Origin of the sequence: Methanosarcina sp. WH1 (genome assembly GCF_000970005.1) — an archaeon.
Lineage (GTDB): Archaea > Halobacteriota > Methanosarcinia > Methanosarcinales > Methanosarcinaceae > Methanosarcina.
On sequence record NZ_CP009504.1, the window covers coordinates 3,485,084 to 3,507,753 of the forward strand.

At 38.4% G+C, this 22,670-nt stretch carries 24 protein-coding genes and 3 pseudogenes; 9 read left to right on the plus strand and 18 right to left on the minus strand.

Features of this window, described 5'->3' with window-relative positions; all coding sequences use genetic code 11:
* Both MSWH1_RS15375 and MSWH1_RS15380 read left to right on the plus strand, forming a co-directional pair.
* Complete coding sequence (locus tag MSWH1_RS15375; RefSeq protein ID WP_048129805.1) at positions 1–744, plus strand: hypothetical protein; 744 nt, start codon at positions 1–3, stop codon at positions 742–744.
* A gap of 6 nt (positions 745–750) precedes the next feature.
* On the plus strand, positions 751–1,785 hold the full coding sequence (locus MSWH1_RS15380; RefSeq protein WP_048129806.1) for a Coenzyme F420 hydrogenase/dehydrogenase, beta subunit C-terminal domain: 1,035 nt from the start codon (positions 751–753) through the stop codon (positions 1,783–1,785).
* Positions 1,786–2,274: 489 nt separating this feature from the next.
* Here MSWH1_RS15380 and MSWH1_RS15385 read toward each other — a convergent pair whose 3' ends face one another.
* From MSWH1_RS15385 to MSWH1_RS15405, 4 genes are all read right to left on the minus strand, one after another.
* Entirely contained in the window at positions 2,275–2,802 is a 528-nt protein-coding gene (locus MSWH1_RS15385; RefSeq protein WP_231591816.1) for a hypothetical protein, read from the minus strand.
* 135 nt (positions 2,803–2,937) lie between these two features.
* Positions 2,938–3,246, minus strand: a complete 309-nt coding sequence (locus MSWH1_RS20355) for a hypothetical protein (protein WP_231591818.1) — start codon at positions 3,244–3,246, stop codon at positions 2,938–2,940.
* A gap of 129 nt (positions 3,247–3,375) precedes the next feature.
* Positions 3,376–3,576: a hypothetical protein gene (locus tag MSWH1_RS20360; RefSeq protein WP_231591819.1), complete on the minus strand. Its 201-nt coding sequence runs from the start codon at positions 3,574–3,576 to the stop codon at positions 3,376–3,378.
* 358 nt (positions 3,577–3,934) lie between these two features.
* A complete protein-coding gene (locus MSWH1_RS15405; RefSeq protein ID WP_048129810.1) occupies positions 3,935–4,729 on the minus strand; it encodes a hypothetical protein in 795 nt (264 codons plus the stop codon).
* 439 nt (positions 4,730–5,168) lie between these two features.
* Here MSWH1_RS15405 and MSWH1_RS15410 point away from each other — a divergent pair, with 439 nt between their 5' ends.
* Positions 5,169–5,987 (plus strand): winged helix-turn-helix domain-containing protein, encoded by an 819-nt coding sequence (locus MSWH1_RS15410; protein ID WP_048129811.1) that lies wholly within the window; start codon positions 5,169–5,171, stop codon positions 5,985–5,987.
* A 131-nt stretch (positions 5,988–6,118) separates the two neighbouring features.
* A pseudogene (locus tag MSWH1_RS20990) lies at positions 6,119–6,184 on the plus strand (Coenzyme F420 hydrogenase/dehydrogenase, beta subunit C-terminal domain); the annotation flags it as partial.
* Between the two features lie 1,105 nt (positions 6,185–7,289).
* On the opposite strand, the gene MSWH1_RS17665 reads toward MSWH1_RS20990, so the two are convergent.
* Positions 7,290–7,793: a hypothetical protein gene (locus tag MSWH1_RS17665; protein WP_052723191.1), complete on the minus strand. Its 504-nt coding sequence runs from the start codon at positions 7,791–7,793 to the stop codon at positions 7,290–7,292.
* A 437-nt stretch (positions 7,794–8,230) separates the two neighbouring features.
* Here MSWH1_RS17665 and MSWH1_RS15420 point away from each other — a divergent pair, with 437 nt between their 5' ends.
* Positions 8,231–9,049 carry a winged helix-turn-helix domain-containing protein gene (locus MSWH1_RS15420; RefSeq protein ID WP_048129812.1) on the plus strand — a complete coding sequence of 273 codons (819 nt, stop codon included), beginning with the start codon at positions 8,231–8,233 and terminating at the stop codon, positions 9,047–9,049.
* A 170-nt stretch (positions 9,050–9,219) separates the two neighbouring features.
* Positions 9,220–9,336: a Coenzyme F420 hydrogenase/dehydrogenase, beta subunit C-terminal domain gene (locus tag MSWH1_RS20365; RefSeq protein WP_304413479.1), complete on the plus strand. Its 117-nt coding sequence runs from the start codon at positions 9,220–9,222 to the stop codon at positions 9,334–9,336.
* 72 nt (positions 9,337–9,408) lie between these two features.
* Here MSWH1_RS20365 and MSWH1_RS20625 read toward each other — a convergent pair.
* The 3 genes and pseudogenes from MSWH1_RS20625 to MSWH1_RS15435 form a co-directional block, all read right to left on the minus strand.
* A pseudogene (locus MSWH1_RS20625) lies at positions 9,409–9,636 on the minus strand (helix-turn-helix domain-containing protein); the annotation flags it as partial.
* Positions 9,637–10,244: 608 nt separating this feature from the next.
* Positions 10,245–10,430 carry a hypothetical protein gene (locus MSWH1_RS15430; protein WP_048129813.1) on the minus strand — a complete coding sequence of 62 codons (186 nt, stop codon included), beginning with the start codon at positions 10,428–10,430 and terminating at the stop codon, positions 10,245–10,247.
* 238 nt (positions 10,431–10,668) lie between these two features.
* Positions 10,669–11,418 carry a hypothetical protein gene (locus MSWH1_RS15435; RefSeq protein WP_048129814.1) on the minus strand — a complete coding sequence of 250 codons (750 nt, stop codon included), beginning with the start codon at positions 11,416–11,418 and terminating at the stop codon, positions 10,669–10,671.
* A gap of 438 nt (positions 11,419–11,856) precedes the next feature.
* Here MSWH1_RS15435 and MSWH1_RS15440 point away from each other — a divergent pair, with 438 nt between their 5' ends.
* Together MSWH1_RS15440 and MSWH1_RS20995 are read left to right on the plus strand one after the other, a co-directional pair.
* The gene (locus MSWH1_RS15440) at positions 11,857–12,537 is read left to right on the plus strand and encodes a helix-turn-helix transcriptional regulator (protein ID WP_369798543.1); all 681 of its coding nucleotides are present in this window, start codon (positions 11,857–11,859) and stop codon (positions 12,535–12,537) included.
* Positions 12,510–12,674, plus strand: a complete 165-nt coding sequence (locus MSWH1_RS20995; protein WP_369798614.1) for a transcriptional regulator FilR1 domain-containing protein — start codon at positions 12,510–12,512, stop codon at positions 12,672–12,674. The genes MSWH1_RS15440 and MSWH1_RS20995 overlap by 28 nt, the downstream gene beginning before the upstream one ends.
* Before the next feature lie 601 nt (positions 12,675–13,275).
* Here the strand turns inward: MSWH1_RS20995 and MSWH1_RS20630 are convergent.
* Positions 13,276–13,410: a hypothetical protein gene (locus MSWH1_RS20630; RefSeq protein ID WP_255350468.1), complete on the minus strand. Its 135-nt coding sequence runs from the start codon at positions 13,408–13,410 to the stop codon at positions 13,276–13,278.
* A gap of 289 nt (positions 13,411–13,699) precedes the next feature.
* Entirely contained in the window at positions 13,700–14,005 is a 306-nt protein-coding gene (locus MSWH1_RS20375; RefSeq protein ID WP_231591821.1) for a hypothetical protein, read from the minus strand.
* Positions 14,006–14,344: 339 nt separating this feature from the next.
* Between MSWH1_RS20375 and MSWH1_RS18595 the strand changes: the two are divergent.
* Positions 14,345–14,533 (plus strand): annotated as a pseudogene (locus tag MSWH1_RS18595) (Coenzyme F420 hydrogenase/dehydrogenase, beta subunit C-terminal domain); the annotation flags it as partial.
* 124 nt (positions 14,534–14,657) lie between these two features.
* Here the strand turns inward: MSWH1_RS18595 and MSWH1_RS15460 are convergent.
* From MSWH1_RS15460 to MSWH1_RS17675, 8 genes are all read right to left on the minus strand, one after another.
* Positions 14,658–14,843 carry a hypothetical protein gene (locus MSWH1_RS15460; RefSeq protein WP_048129817.1) on the minus strand — a complete coding sequence of 62 codons (186 nt, stop codon included), beginning with the start codon at positions 14,841–14,843 and terminating at the stop codon, positions 14,658–14,660.
* A gap of 85 nt (positions 14,844–14,928) precedes the next feature.
* Complete coding sequence (locus tag MSWH1_RS15465; protein WP_082088179.1) at positions 14,929–15,855, minus strand: ABC transporter ATP-binding protein; 927 nt, start codon at positions 15,853–15,855, stop codon at positions 14,929–14,931.
* 3 nt (positions 15,856–15,858) lie between these two features.
* Entirely contained in the window at positions 15,859–16,608 is a 750-nt protein-coding gene (locus tag MSWH1_RS15470; RefSeq protein ID WP_048129818.1) for an ABC transporter permease, read from the minus strand.
* Positions 16,609–16,614: 6 nt separating this feature from the next.
* Positions 16,615–16,983, minus strand: a complete 369-nt coding sequence (locus MSWH1_RS15475; protein ID WP_048129819.1) for a hypothetical protein — start codon at positions 16,981–16,983, stop codon at positions 16,615–16,617.
* Between the two features lie 56 nt (positions 16,984–17,039).
* The gene (locus MSWH1_RS15480) at positions 17,040–17,489 is read right to left on the minus strand and encodes a hypothetical protein (RefSeq protein ID WP_048129820.1); all 450 of its coding nucleotides are present in this window, start codon (positions 17,487–17,489) and stop codon (positions 17,040–17,042) included.
* 590 nt (positions 17,490–18,079) lie between these two features.
* Positions 18,080–18,322: a hypothetical protein gene (locus tag MSWH1_RS19430; protein ID WP_048129821.1), complete on the minus strand. Its 243-nt coding sequence runs from the start codon at positions 18,320–18,322 to the stop codon at positions 18,080–18,082.
* Entirely contained in the window at positions 18,322–18,870 is a 549-nt protein-coding gene (locus MSWH1_RS15490) for a hypothetical protein (protein ID WP_197074600.1), read from the minus strand. Before MSWH1_RS15490 ends, MSWH1_RS19430 begins: the two co-directional genes overlap by 1 nt.
* A 585-nt stretch (positions 18,871–19,455) precedes the next feature.
* Complete coding sequence (locus MSWH1_RS17675) at positions 19,456–22,284, minus strand: PAS domain S-box protein (protein ID WP_052722702.1); 2,829 nt, start codon at positions 22,282–22,284, stop codon at positions 19,456–19,458.
* Between the last annotated feature and the right edge of the window lie 386 nt (positions 22,285–22,670).

Genomic DNA, 22,670 nt, shown 5'->3' on the forward strand with positions numbered 1-22,670 from the left:
ATGAAGACAGTAAAAATTGATGCTAAAGGCATGCATTACACCCCCTTAAACCAGAAAATCAGGGCCGCAGTTGCGGACGGGGCAGAGGAGATAATCCTCGACAACGTGCTCGGACAGCGCTTTATAGGAGATGGAGTTAGAGGCAATGTCCGCATCATAATCAATGGGGTTCCCGGAGGAGACCTGGGGATGTTCATGAGTGGCCCAACCTGCATAATCCACGGGAACGCCGAACACGCCCCCGGAAACACAATGGACAGCGGCATGCTCGTTATCCACGGAAGCGCAGGAGATGCCGTCGCCCATAGCATGAGGGGAGGCAAGGTCTTTATAAGGAACAACATAGGCTATCGCGGCGGCATCCACATGAAGCAATATGAAGTGGAAGCCAGACCCATACTTGTCATAGGCGGCACAGCCCACTCCTTCCTGGGAGAATATATGGCAGGAGGTCTTGTGCTTGTGCTCGGAATCGGCAAGGAAAAAGCCATGACAGACAGGGGCATCGGAAGCGGGATCCACGGCGGAGAAATCATCATCCGCGGGGAAGTGGATGACTACCTGCTCGGAGTCGGAGCCAAGAAATTCGAGTTTACGGAAGCTGACCTGGAACGCATAGCCCCAATTATAAAGAGCTTCTGCGAGCAGTTCGGATATGACCCCGCAGAGTTCCTGGACACCAATTACACAAAGATCGGACCTGCAAGCAGCCGACCTTTTGCAAGCAAATACGTCTGGGAGTGATCAGAGATGGCAGAAAAGAAACAAATCAGTAAGACTTACCTTGACCTGAAATCAAAAGTCTGGGACACCGGCCTCTGCTCAGGCTGCGGGGCCTGCATTGCAGTTTGCCCTGCTGACGCCCTGTATTTCGAAACCGGCGGTAATTCCACAACTCCGAAAAGCAACGGCTACTGTAAAGCCGCTGTTGATGACGTGCCCTGCGGGGCCTGCTATGAGGTCTGCCCGAGGCTCGATGAACAACCTTCAAGCCTGCTCGGGGACTACCTGGAAATCACTACAGGAAAGGCAGAATTCGACATTCCGAGAAAACAGAGCGGAGGAGCCGTTACCGCAATCCTTGCAAATGCCCTGGAAACAGGCCTTGTAGATGCTGTGGTTACGGTTACTGAAGACCCCTGGACCCTCAAGCCGCACTCCATGGTGATCACCAGAAGTGAAGCCCTTATCGGGCAGGCAGGAAGCCGCTACAACTGGTGGGTCCCCCTGGTCTCGGCACTTAAGGAAGCCGTTGTGACCCAGAAGCACAGGAACATCGCAGTTGTGGGAGTCCCCTGTGTCGTCCAGGCAATCCGCAAGATGCTTGAGACCGACCACCAGCTTGTTCTCCCGTACAAGAAATCCATCCGCTTCGTGCTCGGACTCTTCTGTACCGAAAGCTTCGACTACGAAAAACTCATCGCAGGCAAACTGAAAAACGAGTACGCCCTCGAACCCATGAAGGTCTGCCGCATTGATGTTAAGGGTAAACTCGAAATCACCCTCAACGACGGAACCCAGTACGTGATCCCCCTTGCCGAACTTGAGGACACTATCCGCCCCGGATGCGGCGTCTGCACGGACTTTACCGCCCTGAAAGCAGACATCTCAGCAGGCTCGGTAGGAAGCCCTGACGGCTACACAACCCTTATAGTTCGCACCCTCGTAGGACAGCATCTCCTGGACAGCGCAGTTGCCAGCGGGAAGCTGAGCGTAGGCGGCGAGGTCAGCCTCGGCATTATCGAGAAGCTTGCAAAGAAAAAGATGGCAAGGAAACAGGAATAAAAATCGGTAAAATAACAGAAAACTTGAAAGGTGAAGCTTTGGGCTTCATCTTTATTTCATTCTTTTTTGTGCTTTTTTGACTTCTGCGCTTGTGTAATTTTGCCTGTTATTTCCCACGAACTTTTCTGCCAAAAATAAAAGATACTAAAATTAAAGATGCTATCTGTGGCTAATCTTCTCCGAATGCATTAATTATCATGCACAGAATATGTACCGGATACCCTGCTTCGTCTCACCATCAAGGTGTTTCATTAGCATAATATTCCGGACCATATCGGTTGTTCCACAAGGTGGTATTTCTATAAGGTATAATCTGTCCTCATTGGTCATCGGTTAAGGAATTTTCTTGCCTGAAGTCTATCGATTTTGTACCCCAAGCCTGCCTCAAATTTTGCTCAATTTATCTGAAATCGACACCTTGCTCCATCTCCGGCTCTGTTATTATTTTGAACATATGTTGTGGAAATTGATGCAATTTATCATGATTCCTTACTTAACCGAAGACGCATGAATCTGTCCTAGAATAGCTCTAACTTTTACATTACTGGTATCATTAACATTTGCTATTACTTCATTCATGTACTGACCCCTGTATTTTACAGGCCACTCACCCGGATCATTGTTTGCCTGCAGAAGGATATAGAAAGACACTGTCCCTCCTTCCAGATTATCGCTTACGTAGACGTAGCTGTCATAAGTCGGATTTGATGTATATTTAGTATATTCTCCATAAGGAACTACAGAGATTTCAGAAATATTTTCAATAGGGTACAATATCGGGCTTTCATTGTTTATAGGATCGAAAATGTCGAAGTAATCAGCAACAAATTCTGTAACATAAGAGATATCTTCAAGCCTTGTCTCGTTTGTCCTGAATCCAAGCATATATCCTTTATCTGTTTCTGCAATGAACGTTGTCCAGTTCCCATTTATTGTTTTGTTGTCAAAAACTTCAGTTGCATTTTCAAAATAGGGGCCTTTACGGTATTGTTCAGGCCAGTTGAGAATTTCATGCATCAGCCTCTGGGTAAAACAAGGATATTTCTGAGCCGGGGGGGTAAAAAATTGAGAGAATTTACCTTCTCACATACCTTACAAGTCCATGCTATCGTACTTTGCTGCCTCTTCAGGACTTTTGAGTATTTTGACAGATTAATGCCGGATCCTGCACACGAGATATAATCCGAACAATCCGTACATTAAACTAAAACCCGGAATACTATTTGGCTTTTCTTTACTCGTCTCTGAGCCTGATTTAGTTTGTTGGTTTGTATTGTTTTCAGTTTCATTAAGATCTGCTGTGTCCGACAATTCGGTAAGCGCAGATACATCTCCACGGAAAAACACTAAAGGAACTTCATTAACTCCAATCCGGCTTGCATGAGAATCAAAAATTTGATAAATTTCATCCATAAAAGACTTTTCAATTTCCTTATTTACCTCTACCTTAAGAACTCCCATGTTAGTGAATCCATAATTTATAATAGGACCATTTGGATAGAAATATTTCGACATTTCACGCTCATTAGCATTGACTTCGATATTTACTTCAGTATATATTTTATCAAGCGTATCAAGCCACTTTTCTCTTTATTCCAAACGTTCAAAAGTAGGTATATTTCCATAAGCAGCAATAAAATTCGGATCATTTTTCAATTCTTCAAGAGTTTCCGGGCCAAAGGTAAGCTTCTGCTTAATCACTTCTTCTTGTGCACTTACTGCTGGCACAAAAGCCATACTTACTAGAAACATTGCCAAAAGCAGTGTTCCTATTCCAAATTTCTTCTTCATTTCATACTCACTCCTGTTCATTTCCCAGGAGGCAGGATCAAGCAAGCTTTAAATATTCTCAAGATAACATATCTCCGGCTTCGTTGACTCTCCCATCAAAAGCAGTATATGTCATCATTGTTACTTTTTATGATACTTAAGAGCAAGTTTGATTATCGAGACACTTACACTTAGAATGGCAAACAACATTAAAGCATAAAAAATACCACCTACTAATTTGCTAAAGAACATAAAAAAAGAATCATTGCCAGGATATATATAATAAAAAAGAGTAATGAGCAGTAACATTACAAAGAATATCGCTGCCAATGATTTGCTGGATATTTTTCTTAACATACCGCTCATCTCCTTGTTATGATCAGGACACCGTTACATCGAAATCATCATCATCCCATGCAGGAAGACCACTAGCTATTTCCTGTTCATGATCATATGCATAAAGGTTGAAACTTCCTGTATCATCATATTTTACCTTAACTTTTATAAGTTCATCATATCCAAAAGTGTGAAGATCCTGCCAATATAAAATCGTCGCCGGCCCATATACTACGCCTTTGTTTGCAATAAACACAAAATCACTACTCGTTGGAAGATTATAGACGTAATCTGGATCCAGACCATCATACACCTCTATATATTCAACAGGTAGAGGTATTCTCAAATAATAACCAGTACTTCCGTCCGGAAATGCATAGTTATCAACTTCAACATTTACTGTCCCATATTCTCCATCATTATATGAATATTTATCTGGATAAATATCAATATCCGCATCTACAATAATGCTATTTATGATTATTAGCGGTTCATTACCATTCGAAGAAATCAGTGGATTCAAAGAATAAGAATCTGTCTTAATCAATTTTCCATCAAGGTCATATATGTTTGTTACATACATATTATCTGATTTGTCCACTTCAACTACATAAGAGGAGGTAAAATTTTTTGATTCCACTGTTAAAGTAGCTCCACTTAGATCAGGGTAATTATCTAATGTAACTTTTGCATTACCAATAGTGTATTCTGCTTTTGTTTCTAAATTTTGATCACTGCCAATTTTATCTTCTGCACTCACAGCCGGCACAAACGCCATGCTTATCACCAGCATTGCCGCAAGCAACACACCGATTCCAAATTTCTTCTTTGTTATCATTTATTCTTTGCCTCTTTTCTTTACTCCAGAGGCAGGATCAGACAAGCCTTAAATAATTGCAAGGCTAACACTAATTCATGCCTCCGGGCAATGTGGAGTTCAAATCCACTCTGGAAAGTTCGTTTGAACTTCACATCCAAAAATCTTTATTAACATTCTCCTATACATTAATTACGACGACGAATATTCATCAGTCTGATTAACATTCACTCATACGATCAGCTTTTTCATCGAAATAATGAAGATCCAGAGTCCTAATTGGCGTCAGGAATTTGACCTCACTTTTAGCAAATAATCTGAATATTCTTTTTTTCACTAAACCATAAAATTGGCAAAAGTGATATCAACATACATGCCTGACAGAAGATAAAAGAATATATTGTGTTAGAACAATTCAATAAGAAAGTAAGAAAAAAATCTGTAGGTGTGGCGACAGGAAATGAACAGCTTCAAAATCTATAAAGAAATTGGAGATGATGTCCAGGGCATATACAGATCCAGACTTATAACCGAGATACTTATATCGTTAAACGAAAGCAGCAGAAAGCTTTCCCAGTTGCGTGAGATTACCGGAAGTACATCCCAGGCAATAATTCCAAAACTCAGAAAACTCGAAGCGGATCATCTGATAGAAGCAAAAGAACATGAGTACTACCTGACTCAAACAGGAAAAGTTGTGGCTTCAAGATTATCTGACTCTTTTGCAACAGTAGGAACAATTAATAAATTCAAACATTTCTGGTCAGGACATTACCTTGAAGGAATTCCCTGTTCCCATTTAAAAAAGATCGGATGTCTTTACGAGTCCGAAGTCCTCAAGGATAAAGGTACGAAGATCCTTAATGTCTACAACAATCAGTTAAAAATGATTAAAGAGGCAGGTTATATACACGGCGTATCATCTGTGGTAACCGAAGGGTATGCCGAGTCCATTTCTGAAAGAGTGAAAGAAGGAATCCCTGTCGAGCTTATAGTTCCTCTGCATATTGCGGAAAAATTGGAGCAATCGCCTTATCTGGAAAAAATAGACTCACTGAAAAATTATGAAAATTTAAAATTAATGGTCGTGGATGAAGATATTAAAGCGGGGCTCATTGTTACGGATAAACGGCTTTCCCTGAGCCTGTACAAAAAAGATGGCGTTGAATACGACATCACCACAGGATTATTCAGTTTAGATCCGAAAGGCATTGAATGGGGAGAGAGGCTTTTTAGGTATTGTAAAGGGCAGGCAGAGTTCACAAAAATGCAAATTTGATTTTTCAGTTATCGATCGAATCAGGAAAATGGGGATATCAGCCTTTTTTAGCCAGATTTGAAAGTCATTCTTCGGCTGACAGCTTTCAATAACTGACTCCCGGGTCCACATGCTGAAGAACTGAAGAACCTGTCTACCCCGGATGCCATGTATGCACGGACTTTACCGCTCTGAAAGCAGACATCTCAGCAGGTTAGGTCGGAAGCCCTGACGGCTACACTACCCTTGTCTTCCACACCCTCGTAGGAAAGCACCTCCTGGAAAGCGCAGTTGCCAGCGGGAAGCTGAGCGTAGGCGGCGGCGAGGTTAACCTCGGCATTATCGAGAAGCTTGCAAAGAAGAAGATGGCAAGGAAACCGGAATAAAATTACAGAATAAACTTGAAAGGTGAAGCTTTGGGCTTCATCTTTATTTCATTCTTTTTTGTGCTTTTTTGACTTCTGCGCTTGTGTAATTGTAACTATTCACGTTTTAGAAGTATGGCCACAGATGCCGAAAATCCGTTTATTTAAGTAAATTACCAACATTTGAATATTTATTATAGATGCTCCCATGCTGTCGATATCGCTACAAATTAGAAAGATTGTAATCTAGATACAGAATAGTCCCAAAACACTACCTATAAGTGAATATCATAAAAAGAACAAAAATCACAACGCACAATACTATGAAGCCTATAATGGCTTTAGCTAATTTTTCCATAATCAACCAATCCTTTTACTACTTATTGTATTCTCCTACAGTTAGAACCTTAATTCCAGCTGTAAGGATTAATCCCTCTTCCATAAAAATGACGGAAAATAAAAAATTTCAAAAGGTAGCTATTTTTGGCTGAGATGTTGTTTGTTAGCCTGAAAATTTGCAAAAGTCAAAGTTTCCATACAATCATTTTTTGTATTAATGATTTTACAGAATTTTCAGTACGTTGCTTTTGAAAGCATAATATACATTTATATTATGAAAGAATTGTAAAGTTAATCTTTTCCTTTCGATTAATACATTAGACAACCAAATTTCTACCTTAAATAAATTATTTTTTTCACAATCACTTTAGTTAAGGAGCAGTTTCTTCGAAAATAACCCTATAGTTACCGTTTTGATCACATTTTATGTAAAGATTGTCATAAAACTCACGTAGAACTACGCCAGTACCTTCAATAAATATTCCCCACTGGAAAGTTCCTCTGCCGTAGATATCCGAACGAGTACCCGAACTATACTCAATACTTCCTTCTTCCCAGTTACTAACTGACCAATATATTGCGTAATTTCTTACGTACCATGAATCTAGATAATGAGCATCTACAGTCTGACCATTATAAGTAAAATACCCTTTTGTGTAATTGTGTAGACTTTAATACCAGTCCAAGAATATAGTTCCTTGTATCCTGTAATAATGGGAGTAGTCGAAACACTTGCTATACTAACTGTTTGAGTTGCTACTTTATTATTTGTTTCTTCCTCCACGCCAGTAATGAAAAAATAACTTCCATCTGTGAAAGTTATATACAATCCGTCTTTTAGTTGATACGTCCTTAAATTAATTTGACCTGAAACAGTATCTTTCTCTTTAAGATCATTTATTGAAATTTTATCTTTGTTTACTTTAACATAATTTGCAATCACATCGTCTGTGGATAATTTGTTTGTATTAGAATTTAGTGCATCTATTAGACCTTTTTCCAATTCTGAAGGCTTATCACTTACTTTTAATTCTTCCTGTGCACTTACAGATGGTACTAACATCATACCAACCAGCAGTGTTGCTAAAACAAGTATACTTAGTCCAATTTTATTACGCTTCATATTTTTCTCCTAAAGTTATTTTACTCCAGAAGCAGGATCAAGCAAGCTTTAAATATTCGCAAAGCTAACATAATCATGCTTTCGGGCAACGTGGAGTTCAAATCCACTCTGGAAAGTTCGTTTGAACTTCACATCCAAAAATCTTTATTAACATTCTCCTATACATTAATTACGACGACGAATATTCATCAGTCTGATTAACATTCACTCATAAGATCAGCTTTTTCATCGAAATAATGAAGATCCAGAGTCCTAATTGGCGTCAGGAATTTGACCTCACTTTTAGCAAATAATCTGAATATTCTTTTCTTCACTAAACCATAAAATTGGCAAAAGTGATATCAACATACATGCCTGACAGAAGATAAAAGAATATATTGTGTTAGAACAATTCAATAAGAAAGTAAGAAAAAAATCTGTAGATGTGGCGACAGGAAATGAGCGGCTTCGAAATATATAGGGAGATGGGAGATGATGTCCAGGCAATATACAGGTCAAGACTTATAACCGAGATCCTTTTATCGTTAAACGAAAGCAGCAGAAAGCTTTCCCAGTTGCGTGAGATTACCGGGAGCACATCCCAGTCAATAATTCCAAAACTCAGAAAACTTGAAGCGGATCATCTGATAGAAACAAAAGAACACGAGTATTACCTGACTCAAACAGGAAAAGTTGTGGCTTCAAGATTATCTGATTCTTTTGCAACAGTAGGAACAATTAATAAATTCAAACATTTCTGGTCGGGACATTACCTTGAAAGAATTCCCGGTCCCCTCTTAAAAGAAATCGGATGTCTTTACGAGTCTAAAGTCCTCAATGATAAAGGTACGAAGATCCTTAATGTCTACAACAACCAGTTAAAAATGATTAAAGAGGCAGGTTATATACACGGCGTATCATCTGTGGTAACCGAAGGGTATGCCGAGTCCATTTCTGAAAGAGTGAAAGAAGGAATCCCTGTCGAGCTTATAGTTCCCCCTCATATTGCGGAAAAATTGGAGCAATCGCCTTATCTGGAAAAAATAGACGAACTGAAAGATTATGAAAATTTCAAATTAATGGTCATTGATGAAGATATTAAAGCGGGGCTCATTGTTACGGATAAACGGCTTTCCCTAAGCCTGTACAAAAAAGATGGAGTTGAATACGACATCACTACAGGATTATTCAGTTTAGATCCGAAAGGCATTGAATGGGGAGAGAGGCTTTTTGGGTATTGTAAAGGGCAGGCAGAGTCCACAAAAATGCAAATTTGATTTTTCAGTTATCAATCAAATCAGGAAAATGGGAACATCAGCCTTTTTTAGCCAGATCTGAAAGTCATTCTTCGGCTGACAGCTTTCAATAACTGACTCTCATGTCCACATACTGAAGAACTGAAGACATCATTAGCCCAGGCTGTGGGGTCTGCACGGACTTTACCGTCCTGAAGGCTGATATTTCAGCAGGTTCGGTCGGAAGCCCTGACGGTTACACGACCCTTGTCGTCCGCACCCTCGTAGGACAGCACCTCCTGGACAGCGCAGTTGCCAGAGCGGCATGAAGTTTCATCTATACCAACCACAAATATATCAGAAAAGTCCTCTTTTGACCTTGCTTTGCCAACGTAATGTTGTACGACTCTCCAAAGCTTCTTGTCGTTTTCTCCAGGCAACTTTCCAACTTGTAATACTGACATTTTTTTTGCAAGTTCCAGGATCATAGCTTCCATTCGAAGTGTGAAACCACTTTGTTCGCGAGCCCAGGGAACTTTTATTTGGAGAACTCCACAATCTCCACATTTTACTCGTGGAACTCTACAGTGCAAATAAGTAGTGTACTGAAAATGGTTGACAAGGCACAACGCTTTTTCCTTGTATCATAAGCGGAACAATTTGGTTTACCGCTTTTAGGGCACGGAAATTTAGAACCACGTTCAAAATCAAGCCTGACATCAAGGTTTTCAGACACCGAATTAAATTCAAAATTTGTTATGTGCCATGGTTTTCTGACATTCAAAGGTATTTCAAATGTTTTTTCGCAAATGAGCAATCAAACTCTGCAGTTATTTGCACCAAATATTGTAACACTAATATATATTATAATTTTATTATAAAAAATTGCCCATATTACATGATGAAGAATCTTATATTTTTCCTGCGATTGAAAAACTCAGTACCAAAATCCAGTGATGAACGTAAAATTAAAAAATCACTAGATTTTGTAATGGCTACAATCTTTGTAATTATACTTCTGGGTTGAAGTCTTTAGATATCGAATGTTAATTTTGATTGGAGGATGAATTCTTCTTAATAATTCAGATTTTCAATCAAGAAATGCAAAATCACTAGATTTTGGACCAGAGTCGATTGAAAGCCCCTCATATTTGAAGAGGATACCTGAAAGTTCATTCTTGTGTGTATATAAACTCATTATAACTACAGTTAAAAAAAGAGATTTAGCAAAATCATTTTACTCAAGTTTCAACTTAACTAAAGCCATGTGGTAAATAATTCCAAAAATCCAAAATATTACAAGTGAAATTTCGATTAACCGATAATCATGTTCTGTATTTTTAGCCACAACTCCGCTAAGTACGATAATAGCAACAACCGTAAATGCTGGAATCAAAATCTTTAATATTTGTTGTCTTTCCATAAAATCACCAAATCAAATTGCGTGCGGCCACCCCAACCTAAACAGACTGTCCGACAATTACTACCAATAACATTCAAAATCCTTTTTTTTCGATTTAAAGGTGCTATATACCTTATTTTGTGCATATTATTGACCTGAAATTGAATTGGCGGACCGCCTCTTAATGACGGGGTATTCGTGACCCTCCACGCTCTCGATGTAATAAAAATGGCTGATTCTAAAATCAGCCGATACTCAATTAAATCCTATACCAATGACTACCAATTTTCAAATAAACATGTTGTGTTGCAATCACTGTGGCTATGTTTGCGTAAGGTATCTTTATATCTAAACTGCCATCTGAATTTTCTTCATACCAATACCAAGTTCTCACCGCTAAACCGACTAATGTCCCCAGTATTGATCCTACAGCAGGTGTAACATATCCACTACTTAACACAGTAACTAATAACCCAATTATAGCTGAACTTCCATCTGCAATAAGACCTGCATCTTTTGGAGAGAAGTAGATGTGCAGTCCACCTGTTACGCTAGTGCCATATGTTTCAACATAACTTCCATTCGCAAAACTTGACTTAGCCGCAGAGATTGCTGCTGCAACTGCTGCACTATCATTTAGACTCGTGGCAGATATGAATTTTTCAGCTACCAATTCATTCCGATCTACAACAGCAAAATATGTTCTGTTAGAATTATTTTCATCTTTCCATAAAATAGCGTATCCAATTGACCCATCATCTTTTTTGAAAGATACTATCTTTTCATTATCGGTTTCTGATAATACATTCACGCTTTCTGAGATTTCTTTCGTGTTTTCTAATGCTTTTTTGATGTCTTCTTCAGAGATTGATACTTTGTTCGGATTTTCTATTGGATCAGCATACTTCTCATTTTGAGAAATGTCAGCTTTTGCACTTACGGCCGGTACAAAAGCGAGACTCACAAGAAGTATCACTGCAAATATTGCACTTATTTTAAGTTTCTCCATTATTTTCACTCCTGTTTAGTTTTCCAGGAGGCAGGATCAGACAAGCTTTAAATATTCACAAAGCTAACACTAACTCATGCCTCCGGGCAATGTGGAGTTCAAATCCACTCTGGAAAGTTCGTTTGAACTTCACATCCAAAAATCTCTATTAATCTTCTCCTATACATTAATTACGACGATGAATATTCATCAGTCTGATTAACATTCACTCAACCGATCAGCTTTTTCATCGAAATAATGGAGGTTCAGAGTTCTGATTGACGGCAGGAATTCGACCTCACTTTTAGCAAATAATCTGAATATTCTTTTCTTCACTAAACCATAAAATTGGCAAAAGTGATATCAATATACATGCCTGACAGAAGATAAAAGAATATATTGTGTTAGAACAATTCAATAAGAAAGTAAGAAAAAAATCTGTAGATGTGGCGACAGGAAATGAGCGGCTTCAAAATATATAGGGAGATGGGAGATGACGTCCAGGCAATATACAGGTCAAGACTTATAACCGAGATCCTTTTATCGTTAAACGAAAGCAGCAGAAAGCTTTCCCAGTTGCGTGAGATTACCGGGAGCACATCCCAGTCAATAATTCCAAAACTCAGAAAACTTGAAGCGGATCATCTGATAGAAACAAAAGAACACGAGTATTACCTGACTCAAACAGGAAAAGTTGTGGCTTCAAGATTATCTAATTCTTTTGCAACAGTAGGAACAATTAATAAATTCAAACATTTCTGGTCGGGACATTACCTTGAAAGAATTCCCGGTCCCCTCTTAAAAGAAATCGGATGTCTTTACGAGTCTGAAGTCCTCAATGATAAAGGTACGAAGATCCTTAATGTCTACAACAACCAGTTAAAAATGATTAAAGAGGCAGGTCATATACACGGCATATCGTCCGTGGTAACCGAAGGGTATGCTGATTCTATCTCTGAAAGAGTGAAAGAAAGAATCCCTGTCGAGCTTATATTTCCTCTTCATATTGCAGACGAACTGAAGCAATCGCCTTATCTGGAAAAAATAGACGCACTGAAAGATTATGAAAATTTCAAATTAATGTCATTGATGAAGATATTAAAGCGGGGCTCATTGTTACGGATAAACGACTTTCCCTAAGCCTGTACAAAAAAGATGGCGTTGAATACGACATCACTACAGGATTATTCAGTTTAGATCCGAAAGGCATTGAATGGGGAGAGAGGCTTTTTGGGTATTGTAAAAAGCAGGCAGAGTTCACAAAAATGCAAATTTGATTTTTCAGTTATTAAGCAAATCAGGAAAAACGGGTATATCAGCCTTTTTTAGCCAGATTTGAAAGTTATTCTTCTGCTGACGGCTTTCAATAACTGACTCCCAGGTCCATCCGATGCAGGTGCCAACAATCAAAAAAACGATTAAAGAAAAAATGATAGAGTTATTTGTTTTAATGTTAAGTGCCCCCATATTCCAAATTTCCAGTTGGAAAAAGATAATTGTAGGACTTACGCACTTGAAATGTAAAATCAGGCACATGCAGACTCGTCAACATAATTCGGGTTTATACAGTTAAGTCTTTTCCACTCGTGGCTTTCAGTTCAACTGCGTAAGTCCTAATTGAATTTCCCTCGCGTTATTTTGAAGTTTCAATTTATATCTAGCTTATCAATGATCCAATAAACCAGAAATCCAAATACAAAAAAGCACCATAATACAATCTTGATCAATAATGAATCGTTCACCACGTTCTTTGATACGATCTCAGTTAGTATAAACATTGAAATAAGTGTCAGGAACGGAATCAGAATTCTCAATATTTGCTTTCTTTCCATCACATCACCAAATAAAAAAAAGGCTGATTATTATCAGCCACTTTGATTAAATTGTATACCAGTGGTCACCTACTTCCATATAAACGTGTCCAGTGATAAGCATTGTTACGATGTTTGCAAAAGGAACCTTTATGTCAAGGCTTCCATCGGAGTTCTGTTCATACCAATAAAGTGTCTGCACAGCAATTGTGACAAGTGCACCCAGTATAATTGAAGCTGCAGGGGTATGATTAGACCCAGAACAGCAGCTAAGGCACCTGCTGCAACAGAACCCACATTTGCGACATATTCAGCATCAGTCTCTGAGAAATGGATGTGTACTCCGCCTGTAATGCTGTTACCATACTGCTCGACATAACTTCCATGTCAGAAACTGGTACTGGCAATAGTAATTGCATCTGCAACAGCTGCATCATCACTAAGGCTTGAAGTAGACAAAACATTACTGGAAACCAGTTCGTCTTGGTCCACTAAAGTGAAGTATATTTTGTCTGAATTTTTTTTGTCTTTCCAGGAAACTGCATAACCGACAATCCATCATCTTTTGTGAATGATACTACCTTTTCGGTTTCTGTATCCTTCAATATCTTCACATTTTTCGAGATTTTCTCCATCTCTTCTTCAGAAATAGGCTTGATCTTTGATGTGTCTATTGTTGCAACATAATCTCCTTCATCCTGGGAGGCTGCTTTTGCACTTACAGCTGGCACAAATACCATACTCAAAATCAGCATCGCCATCAAAAGCGAAGCAATTGTTGTTCTATTTTTGTTCATTTCTGTACCTCATTTTTATCTCTCCCAAGGCAAGAAACGCAAACTTTAAACTCAATCAAAGATAACATTTCTTTGCCTCCGGGCAATGTGGAGTTCAAATCCACTCTGGAAAGTTCGTTTGAACTCCATAAACTACTTTTAACCAGCACCATATAAGTTTTCTGGCCAATCCATCAAACTATCAAGAAAGAGATAATATTTATGACCATATTTTCCATTAGTATTACTTTATGTGACAAACAGTTTGATACTTTGGACAGAAATATTATATACATGACAAAGGTTGCCACCAGAATTTCCAAATAAAAACAAGATCATAAAACTGGATTTACAGCCCTCAAAGCCGACATCTCCGCAGGCGCAGTGGGAAGCCCGAACGGCTACACCACCCTGATCGTCCGCACCCTGGTAGGACAGCACCTCCTGGAAAGCGCGGTTGCCAGCGGGAAGCTCAGCACCACCGATGAACTCAATCTCGGGATCATCGAGAAGCCTGGCGCAAAGAAGCTCGAGCGGAAGCAGAAATAAGATTGCAGGACAGAAATTAACTTACAGGAAACATGTAAAGGTGAAGCTTCAAGCTTCATCTTTGTTTCATTATATATCAAGTGATATTTAAATATAATTTAATTCTGTTTTTATCAAACATAATTTAGAGCTTTTCTACAGCTCGACGCCTGATCCTGTAAACGAGATACAATCCAGATAATCCGAACAGCTCGTATATGGAACTGGAACCAGAAATGCTATTTGATTCCTCTTTGCTTGTCTGCTGCCCTGTTTCAGTTTGTTGATTCGTATCGTTTTTAACCCTTGAAAGGTCTGCATCTTCAGGCATCAAATCTGCCCAAAATCCAGAACCAACTAATTTTTTGGAACCCGGCCTCCTTTGAAGGTGAAAATGTAGATTTCCTGCTTGAAAATTAAAGGTTTATTCCGGTAGCTTCAAAATAGGCGTCTTCCAATGAGAAAGAATTTTCTATAAGTTTGAAAACCTGGCCTCCGGTCTCAACAATTAACCTGTTAATTTCCGGTTTGACATCTGCTCTGGAATTTACAAAAATGTCCAGAGTATGTTCAGCTTTCAATTCGGTTTTTACAACAAACTCCAGATTCTCAATTAAAGAAATCATCTCAGAAGAAAGATTGTAGACACCAACCGTAATTACCCCATTTGACTCAAGGTGACGGATTTTTTCCATTGGGCTTTCTGCGATAAGTTTGCCTTTATCCAAAATTCCTACATGAGTACAAATCTCCTGTATTTCCAGAAGGTTATGGGATGAAAGAAATATCGTGATTCCTTTTTTATTGCACTCACGAAGAATTTGACGGATTTGACGGATCCCAACAGGGTCAAGGCCATTTGTGGGTTCATCGAGAATCAGTATTTTCGGATTATTCAAAAGAGCTTGAGCAATCCCTAGCCGTGTTTTCATACCATGGGAAAAATAGCTCACTTTTTTGGACATTTCATTTCCAAGCCCGACCCGGTCTAATAAAACCCAGGATTGCTCTAGGCTTTCTTTTTTACTCAGGCCTTTTAATCTGCCATAATAAACCATGTGGCTTAAGGCGGTACGTTCATCGTAAAACCCGGAATCCTGGGGAACCAGGCCCAGAATCTGTTTTATCTTTCCTGATTCGCAAGATAGGTCCATATCGTCAACAAAAATCCGCCCCTCCGTAGGTATTGAAAGCCCGGATAATAATTTTATTGTAGTTGTTTTCCCTGCACCATTCTGGCCTAAAAAGCCGTAGATACTCCCCGTTTCCACATTCAGGGAAAGATTTTCCAGAACAAAGTGAGAGCCGTATTTTTTGTACAGGTTTTTGGCAGAAATAGCCATAAATTACAAATCCCTCCTTTTAATGGCTATCAAACTTATAGATAGAAAGACTGATATGTACAAGAACATTGAAAGCAGGCTTTCAAAAACCCTTAGATATCCAGTTTCAACCTGAAAGTCTTTTAAGAACTCCAAATTTATAATTCCGTAAAAATAGGGGGTAATATATTTTAGATAACTCTCACTCCCCTGTAAAAAGAAAAATATTAAAATCCCAAGAAAGACTGCAGACATTGCAAATGAAATTTTGTTGTTTGTAGACAGCGTTGAAATGAATATAAAAATACTTATGAAGCACCCCAGATAAAGGCTTGAGAAGATCCAGAGCAAAAAGATTTTTCCGAACTGAAAGGCATCACCTGCTGAATATTGGTAGATCTGGCTCATAAGTGCAATTCCAAAGGAAATGGAGACAGATACCAGAAACAGAAATAAAAATTTTCCAATGATCAGCGATGATCTGTGAACTTTGGAAATAATGTATCTTATCGACCCGGTTTCAATTTCACTGCATACGATATCGAAAGATGTTGCCATAATCATAAAAGGCCCGATAAACAATATCACCAGATATGAAACCAAAGTATACGGGACACGCCCGGAGTTTGGAAATAAAAAGGATATGTAAGTACTGTAGTGCATTGCCAAGAAACAAAGAAAGGTAAATATCCCACCAAAAAGCCATACGTACCGACTTTTTGACCCCCTCAATATTTCATCTTCCCAAATAATCCGTATTTCCGAGAAATTCATAAATCCTCAACCCTGTTCATTCCTGCTTAGGTTGCAGGTAACAAATGCCCCGAAGGAGCCGATTATTGAATAGAAAAATACCAGTACAAGCAAAGATCCGATAAAAACAGACACAGCCGGGCCATCAGATAGAAATACAAGCTTTCCATCGGAGGTAAACAAAAACGTTAAAACCCAGGCGATCAGGTTGTAAGTAAATATTGAAAAAAAAGCATATTTTACCGAGCCTTTGCCTATAATTTTGCCACTAAATATACCAACAATAATCGCACCTATAATCCCACCATAGATTGGATCAAAAGCTAAAACATCAAAAAATTCGAATAATACAAGCCCAATAAGTATTCCTGTAAACAACGAATTCTCGGTTTTCATGATTTCATATCCCAAAAAATAAAAATGCTGGTGTCAAAACCCAGCAAGATATAGACTTAAGAATATTGATTAATAAAGTCCTGCGCGTCATTTAGTAAGTCGACCAGTTCATTATACAGCCAGCTGGGAATCTGAGAAATCCAATCATATAAGATGTTCCATATGATGGATAGGGCATAATCTAAATAATCCATTCCCCTTGCGATATCATTATTTCTGAATGCATTAGCACCTTTAGACAGTATATCTTGAGCTTGGGCAATTCTATCGTCATCGATAACCTCATCCAGCAACCAAAGTACTGCAATCAGCCCATCACAAATCTCTTCACCCAGATCTCCAACTACTGATTTTGGTGTTATTTGACCATTGATATCAACGATCGTTTCGAATTCATCTGCTGATTCTTTCTCTGGCTGTGCCATTACGGCCGGCATAAATGCCATGCTTACCAGCAACATTGCCGCAAATAATGCACCGATTCTAAATTTCTTCATCGTTATCATTTACTTTTGCCTCATTTCTTTACTCCAGAGGCAAATCAGGTAAGCCTTAAGTACTCTCAAAGCTAACATTTCTTTGCCTCCGGGCAATGTGAAGTTCAAATCCACTCTGGAAAGTTCGTTTGAACTTCACATCCAAAAATCTCTATTAACCTTCTCCTATACATTAATTACGACGACGAATATTCATCAGTCTGATTAACATTCACTCAAAAGATCAGCTTTTTCATCGAAATAATGAAGGCTCAGAGTCCTAATTGGCGTCAGGAATTTGACCTCACTTTTAGCAAATAATCTGAACATTCTTTCTTCACTAAACCATAAAATTGGCAAAAGTGATATCAACATACATACCTGACAGAAGATAAAAGAATATATTGTGTTAGAACAATTCAAGGTCGTGTCCTTAAATCATTGACTTGATTTTATATATTTTTAAATATATTATTATTTGGGGGATCTTAATCACTTCTGAAATCGATTTTTCACAATTTTTTTGCTGGAACAAAGACTGCATTGATTATGGAATTAAAAATCAAGGAAATATAGTCCTTAAAGAGAGATATGGTAAAAACAATCGCGTTCTACTTAAATCAGTACTTCACCAACTGGATCGAGAAATCATTTAGCTTCATCCCGATTTCAAAATACTTTTCAGTTAAAATGTTTGAAATCGTAATGGGGATAGATGATTTTCTGATCCAGTTGGTGAAGTACTGTGACTGGAGATATCCCATCACTGCATGTGTGTAGAATTCGCGATCAATACACAGAACTTTTACTTTGACCCCAAGTTCATAAATAATTTCTGTGATTTTAGTTACGAAATCAATCATTAACATTTTCTTTTTTTTGGAATAACTCCAATTGTAAACTTCCTATTCCCATCAATTAGATAACACGTTGCGTATGAGAAAAAGCGGTTAGTTGATGCTTTTCTTTTTCCACCAACAACATAATCTCCATTCTTTTCCCCATAGTAAGGATCATCTGTAAGATCAATAGCAAATGCATACTTTTTGCCAGGTATTATGAAAGGTTTAACTTGTTCAGCAAACATAAGGTGATTTACTGTTTCTAACTGCTCTAGGTCGATTTTTTTCAGATTATGATGTAACGAGTTTTCGCTGTGTATGTTTGAACCTGGACGTTGAATTGAGTGAATGGATAACTTTTGGATAGCCAGTGACGTTAGGACCTTGAAAAATTGATTAGGGGTTTGGCTTGATCTGATAAACATTGGAACATGTTTAACAAGCAATTTTACAACGGGGTTTATACATTTGGCTCCATCCAAAGTACAAACATCAATATTTTGTGATTTGTGTTTTGTCTTAGCCATAGGTTGTGAATAAAATAATCCAGATATGTATAATTTTGGCATTATGTCGGAAAATCGATATTAGAATCACTGCTTACGAGTTGGTGAAGTACTGAAATTACATAATCTGTATGTTGTTTAAAGCTGGGTAACATATGCCCCGAATTTCACGACATATATAAACAAGGAACCATTTTTGCAATAATGTTTCTTACTTTCGGCAGGTCGACATTAGAAATTAGAATATTTTTTCCGATACCGTTTTAGAACATTAGATCACTATTTATTAGGTTTAAAGCTGGTTAACGTGTGACCCAACTCTCACGACCTATATAAGCACTGAACCATTTTTTCATTAAAGTTTAGTATGATAGATTAATAATTGGTCATATGTAAACCTAACAACTACACACAATTACGGAGTATCATTTCAAAATCGCCATCAGCAAAAATTATCAAAAATTATATGTCGACCTGCCGAAGGTAAGATGTTTTGTATCGGAGATAATGTGTTTTCCAACAAAAACGTAATCAGTAAAAATGTTGTGAAAAAAACAAGCTACCTGCTGGATATAGGATTAATAAAGAAAACAGGTCAACAGGACAACCTGTTCACTACAGGAACGACTCCTGAAATAGTTATTACCCTTAATTCTTTTCCACTACTGTAAACCTTATAGTGAATTCCGTCCCATTGTCTCTTTTCAGTTCAATCTCGCCTTCTAACTGGTCTACAAGGGTGGTTACCAGTTGCATGCCAAGATTGTCGAGATTTTCCAGATTGAAAGTTTCAGGCATACCTATCCCATTATCCAATACTGTCAGAATAAAATTGGTGCCCTTTAAGTCCTCATTATTGTTTCCCGCTCTATTGTCTTCACTTTTCCGGGATTCTTCTCTACAAAGTTTGATTTTAATTCTCCCATTATCTCTGTCAGAAAATGCGTATTTGAGAGAGTTTGAAATGAGTTCATTGGTAATTATACCTAATGGAACTGCAGTATCCATGTCAAAAAAGATGTTTTCTTCTAGATCCATATCCAATCTGGTATCGGCATTTCCAAGCCTGTATGTCTGAAAAAGATTCTTAGTGAGTTTCTCAACATACAACGAAAAGTTCAGTGTATCGAGCCCTCCACCTTTGTACAGTTCCTCGTGGATAAGAGCCATGGATATTACTCTGTCCTGACTTTCCCTGAAGGCTTCAAGGATCTCTGAATCCTTAATACATTCTTTGTTGTTGAATTTTTCAGCCTGAAGGTCAAGAAGGGAGGAGATTACCTGCAGGTTATTCTTGATCCGATGGTGGATTTCTTTTTTACGGGCAGTTTCGAGATTTGCAAGGAACTTTTCTGTCTCTTTTCTTTCGGTCACATCATAAATAGCACCCTGGTAGAATTCCAGCTTTCCGTCCTTTCTCTGAACTCTCTGGTAAACTTCACGAACCCATCTGATTCTTCCGTCCCTATGCTTTATACGAAATTCGATTTCTTTGTAGCTGTCGGATGGAGAGTTTCTAATCGTTTCCTCTTCTTTGAGAACGAAAGCCAGGTCATCCGGATGGATTATGTCTTTCCACTTAATCCAGGACATAAACTCCTTTTCACTATATCCGGTGATCTCCTCAACAGCGCCATGCATGAATATAGTAACAAAGTTTTCATCAAACTGGAAAGCAATCCCATGGAAATTCTGAATGAAAGAGAGGTATTTCATCTCACTCGCTTCAACCTTTTCTATTGCAAGTTTCCATTCTGTAATATTTTTAATTACTCCTATAGCTCTGTATACCTTTCCTTCGTCATTTTTTAGCCAGACTCCACATTTTTCGGCATAGATGTAGTTCCCATCTTTATTTCTGAACCTGAATTCTACCTGAATTTTATTCATTTTCTCAAAGGACTTTTTCAGGTTTTCAAACAGTACCAGCCTGTCTTCAGGATGCACATATTCTATCAAGCCCGATTTACCTAAATTCTCTAACTCTTCCGGATCGTACCCCGTTACTTCCCGGATGGCTCCTGCCAATTTGAATTCACCTGTTTCAAGATCGAAATCGAATATAATCTGTCCTGTCTGTTCAGTTGCTATACAGTATCTTTCCTCATTTTCTTGAAGAATTTTACTGGCAAGTTTTTTCTCTGAAATATCTTTCAGTACTCCGATAGCCCCATAAGGCTGACCTTCATGATCCATAAGGCAGACCCCGGAGTTTTCGATAGAAATGCAAGTTCCGTCTTTTCTTCTCAGCCTTAATTCTTCATTAAATCTACCTCCGGTCATTCTCAAATTCGAAAATATTTCGTCCGCATGATTCGTATCTGAGTGGTAAATATTCCTGATCCAGAAGTTTTTGCCCAACTGCTGTAATTCTTCAAAACTATATCCCGTAACTTCCTCTATGGCACCTGCCCAGTTGCTCTCATCTGTTCTTAAATCATAGTCGTATATCACCAGTCCTGTCTGCTCTGTGACAATCCTGTACCTGTCTTCACTGTTCCGAAGTTTTTCTTCTGCTTTTTTACTTCTGGTTATATCTCTAGCAATAGTTGAGATCCCGGTCAGCTTTTCGGATGCATTAAAAACCGGAGAAAAAGTTAATGAGACATCTATTATCTTACCATCCTTTCTTAACCGTAAAGTCTCATAATTGTGGATTTTATCTCCCTGTTTAACCAGTTCAGCCAATTCTTCTGTTTCCCCAACTAATATGGATGGCTCTAGAATGGATATGGGCTTTCCCAGAACTTCTCCAGCCAGATAACCATAAATTTGCTCTGCCCCTTTATTCCAGCTGGTAATGATACCATCAAGGGATTTGGTTATAATAGCATCGTTTGAATATTCCACAATATTCGCCAGATTCTGAATTTTTTCTTCTGCTTTCCTGTGCCTTGTGCTTTTTATCTGTTCCCATTTTCCTTCTCTTTTGACCAGAGCAAATTGATGGTTGATAACCACATCGATTATCTCAGTTGCATTGCACCCGGCGAGAGGATAAGTACAAAGGGCAATCAACTGGTAATTATCAATAACATCATTTGCCTGTTTCTCATAATCAGCCAAATCACTCCAATATTTTTTTCCCAGCCGGAAAGAATTTCCCAACCTCAATCCATCGTAACCATTATTCAGAGCCTTGTTAAGTTTTTCAACCCATCCATTTAATACCCTCTCCGAATCAAAAATACTTCCATTTAAATACCACTGCGCGGAGGGAATGAGTTCTATTTGCCCTTGCTCCAGATAAACATCAAAATCAGGAACAGCTCTCTTAAGATATTCTTTTGCCTCTTCTACTTCAGAGAGTCGTGATACTATCCACATACAAAATTCGTTATTTTCCAGCCCGACCTTGAAATAGGGGACCAGTATGTCCACCAAATCTTCTTTTGTCTGGTAGAACTGGCAGAAATGTGTCCCCCAGGGTATATCCCCAATAATATCAATACCAGATTTTCTCAGGTTTTTTCTCATTTTGCCTCTTCTCTGACTATTCTGGTATAGGAAATTAATTCCTGAAAACCGTTAGCGTAAGAATATCACTACTTGTTCTCAAACACGTGGTTTGCTCGTTCTTTCAGGTTTAATCAAGACTCACCCAACAGTCCTGTTTCGCATGCTATAAGTCTCGCAGAAAAAAAAAATCAACACTTCATAAATTGAACAAGGTGCATATATTTGTTTTTAAAACGTACGTAATCGTAAGTTAGCTCCTCTTCAAATATAACATTTCATGCATAAAATATTTAGGACTTACGCAGTTGAATTTAATACCACGAGCAAAAAAGACTTAACTGTATAAACTTAAATAATGTTGACGAGTCCTCATGTGCATGCCTTTTCATTTCAAGTGCGTAAGT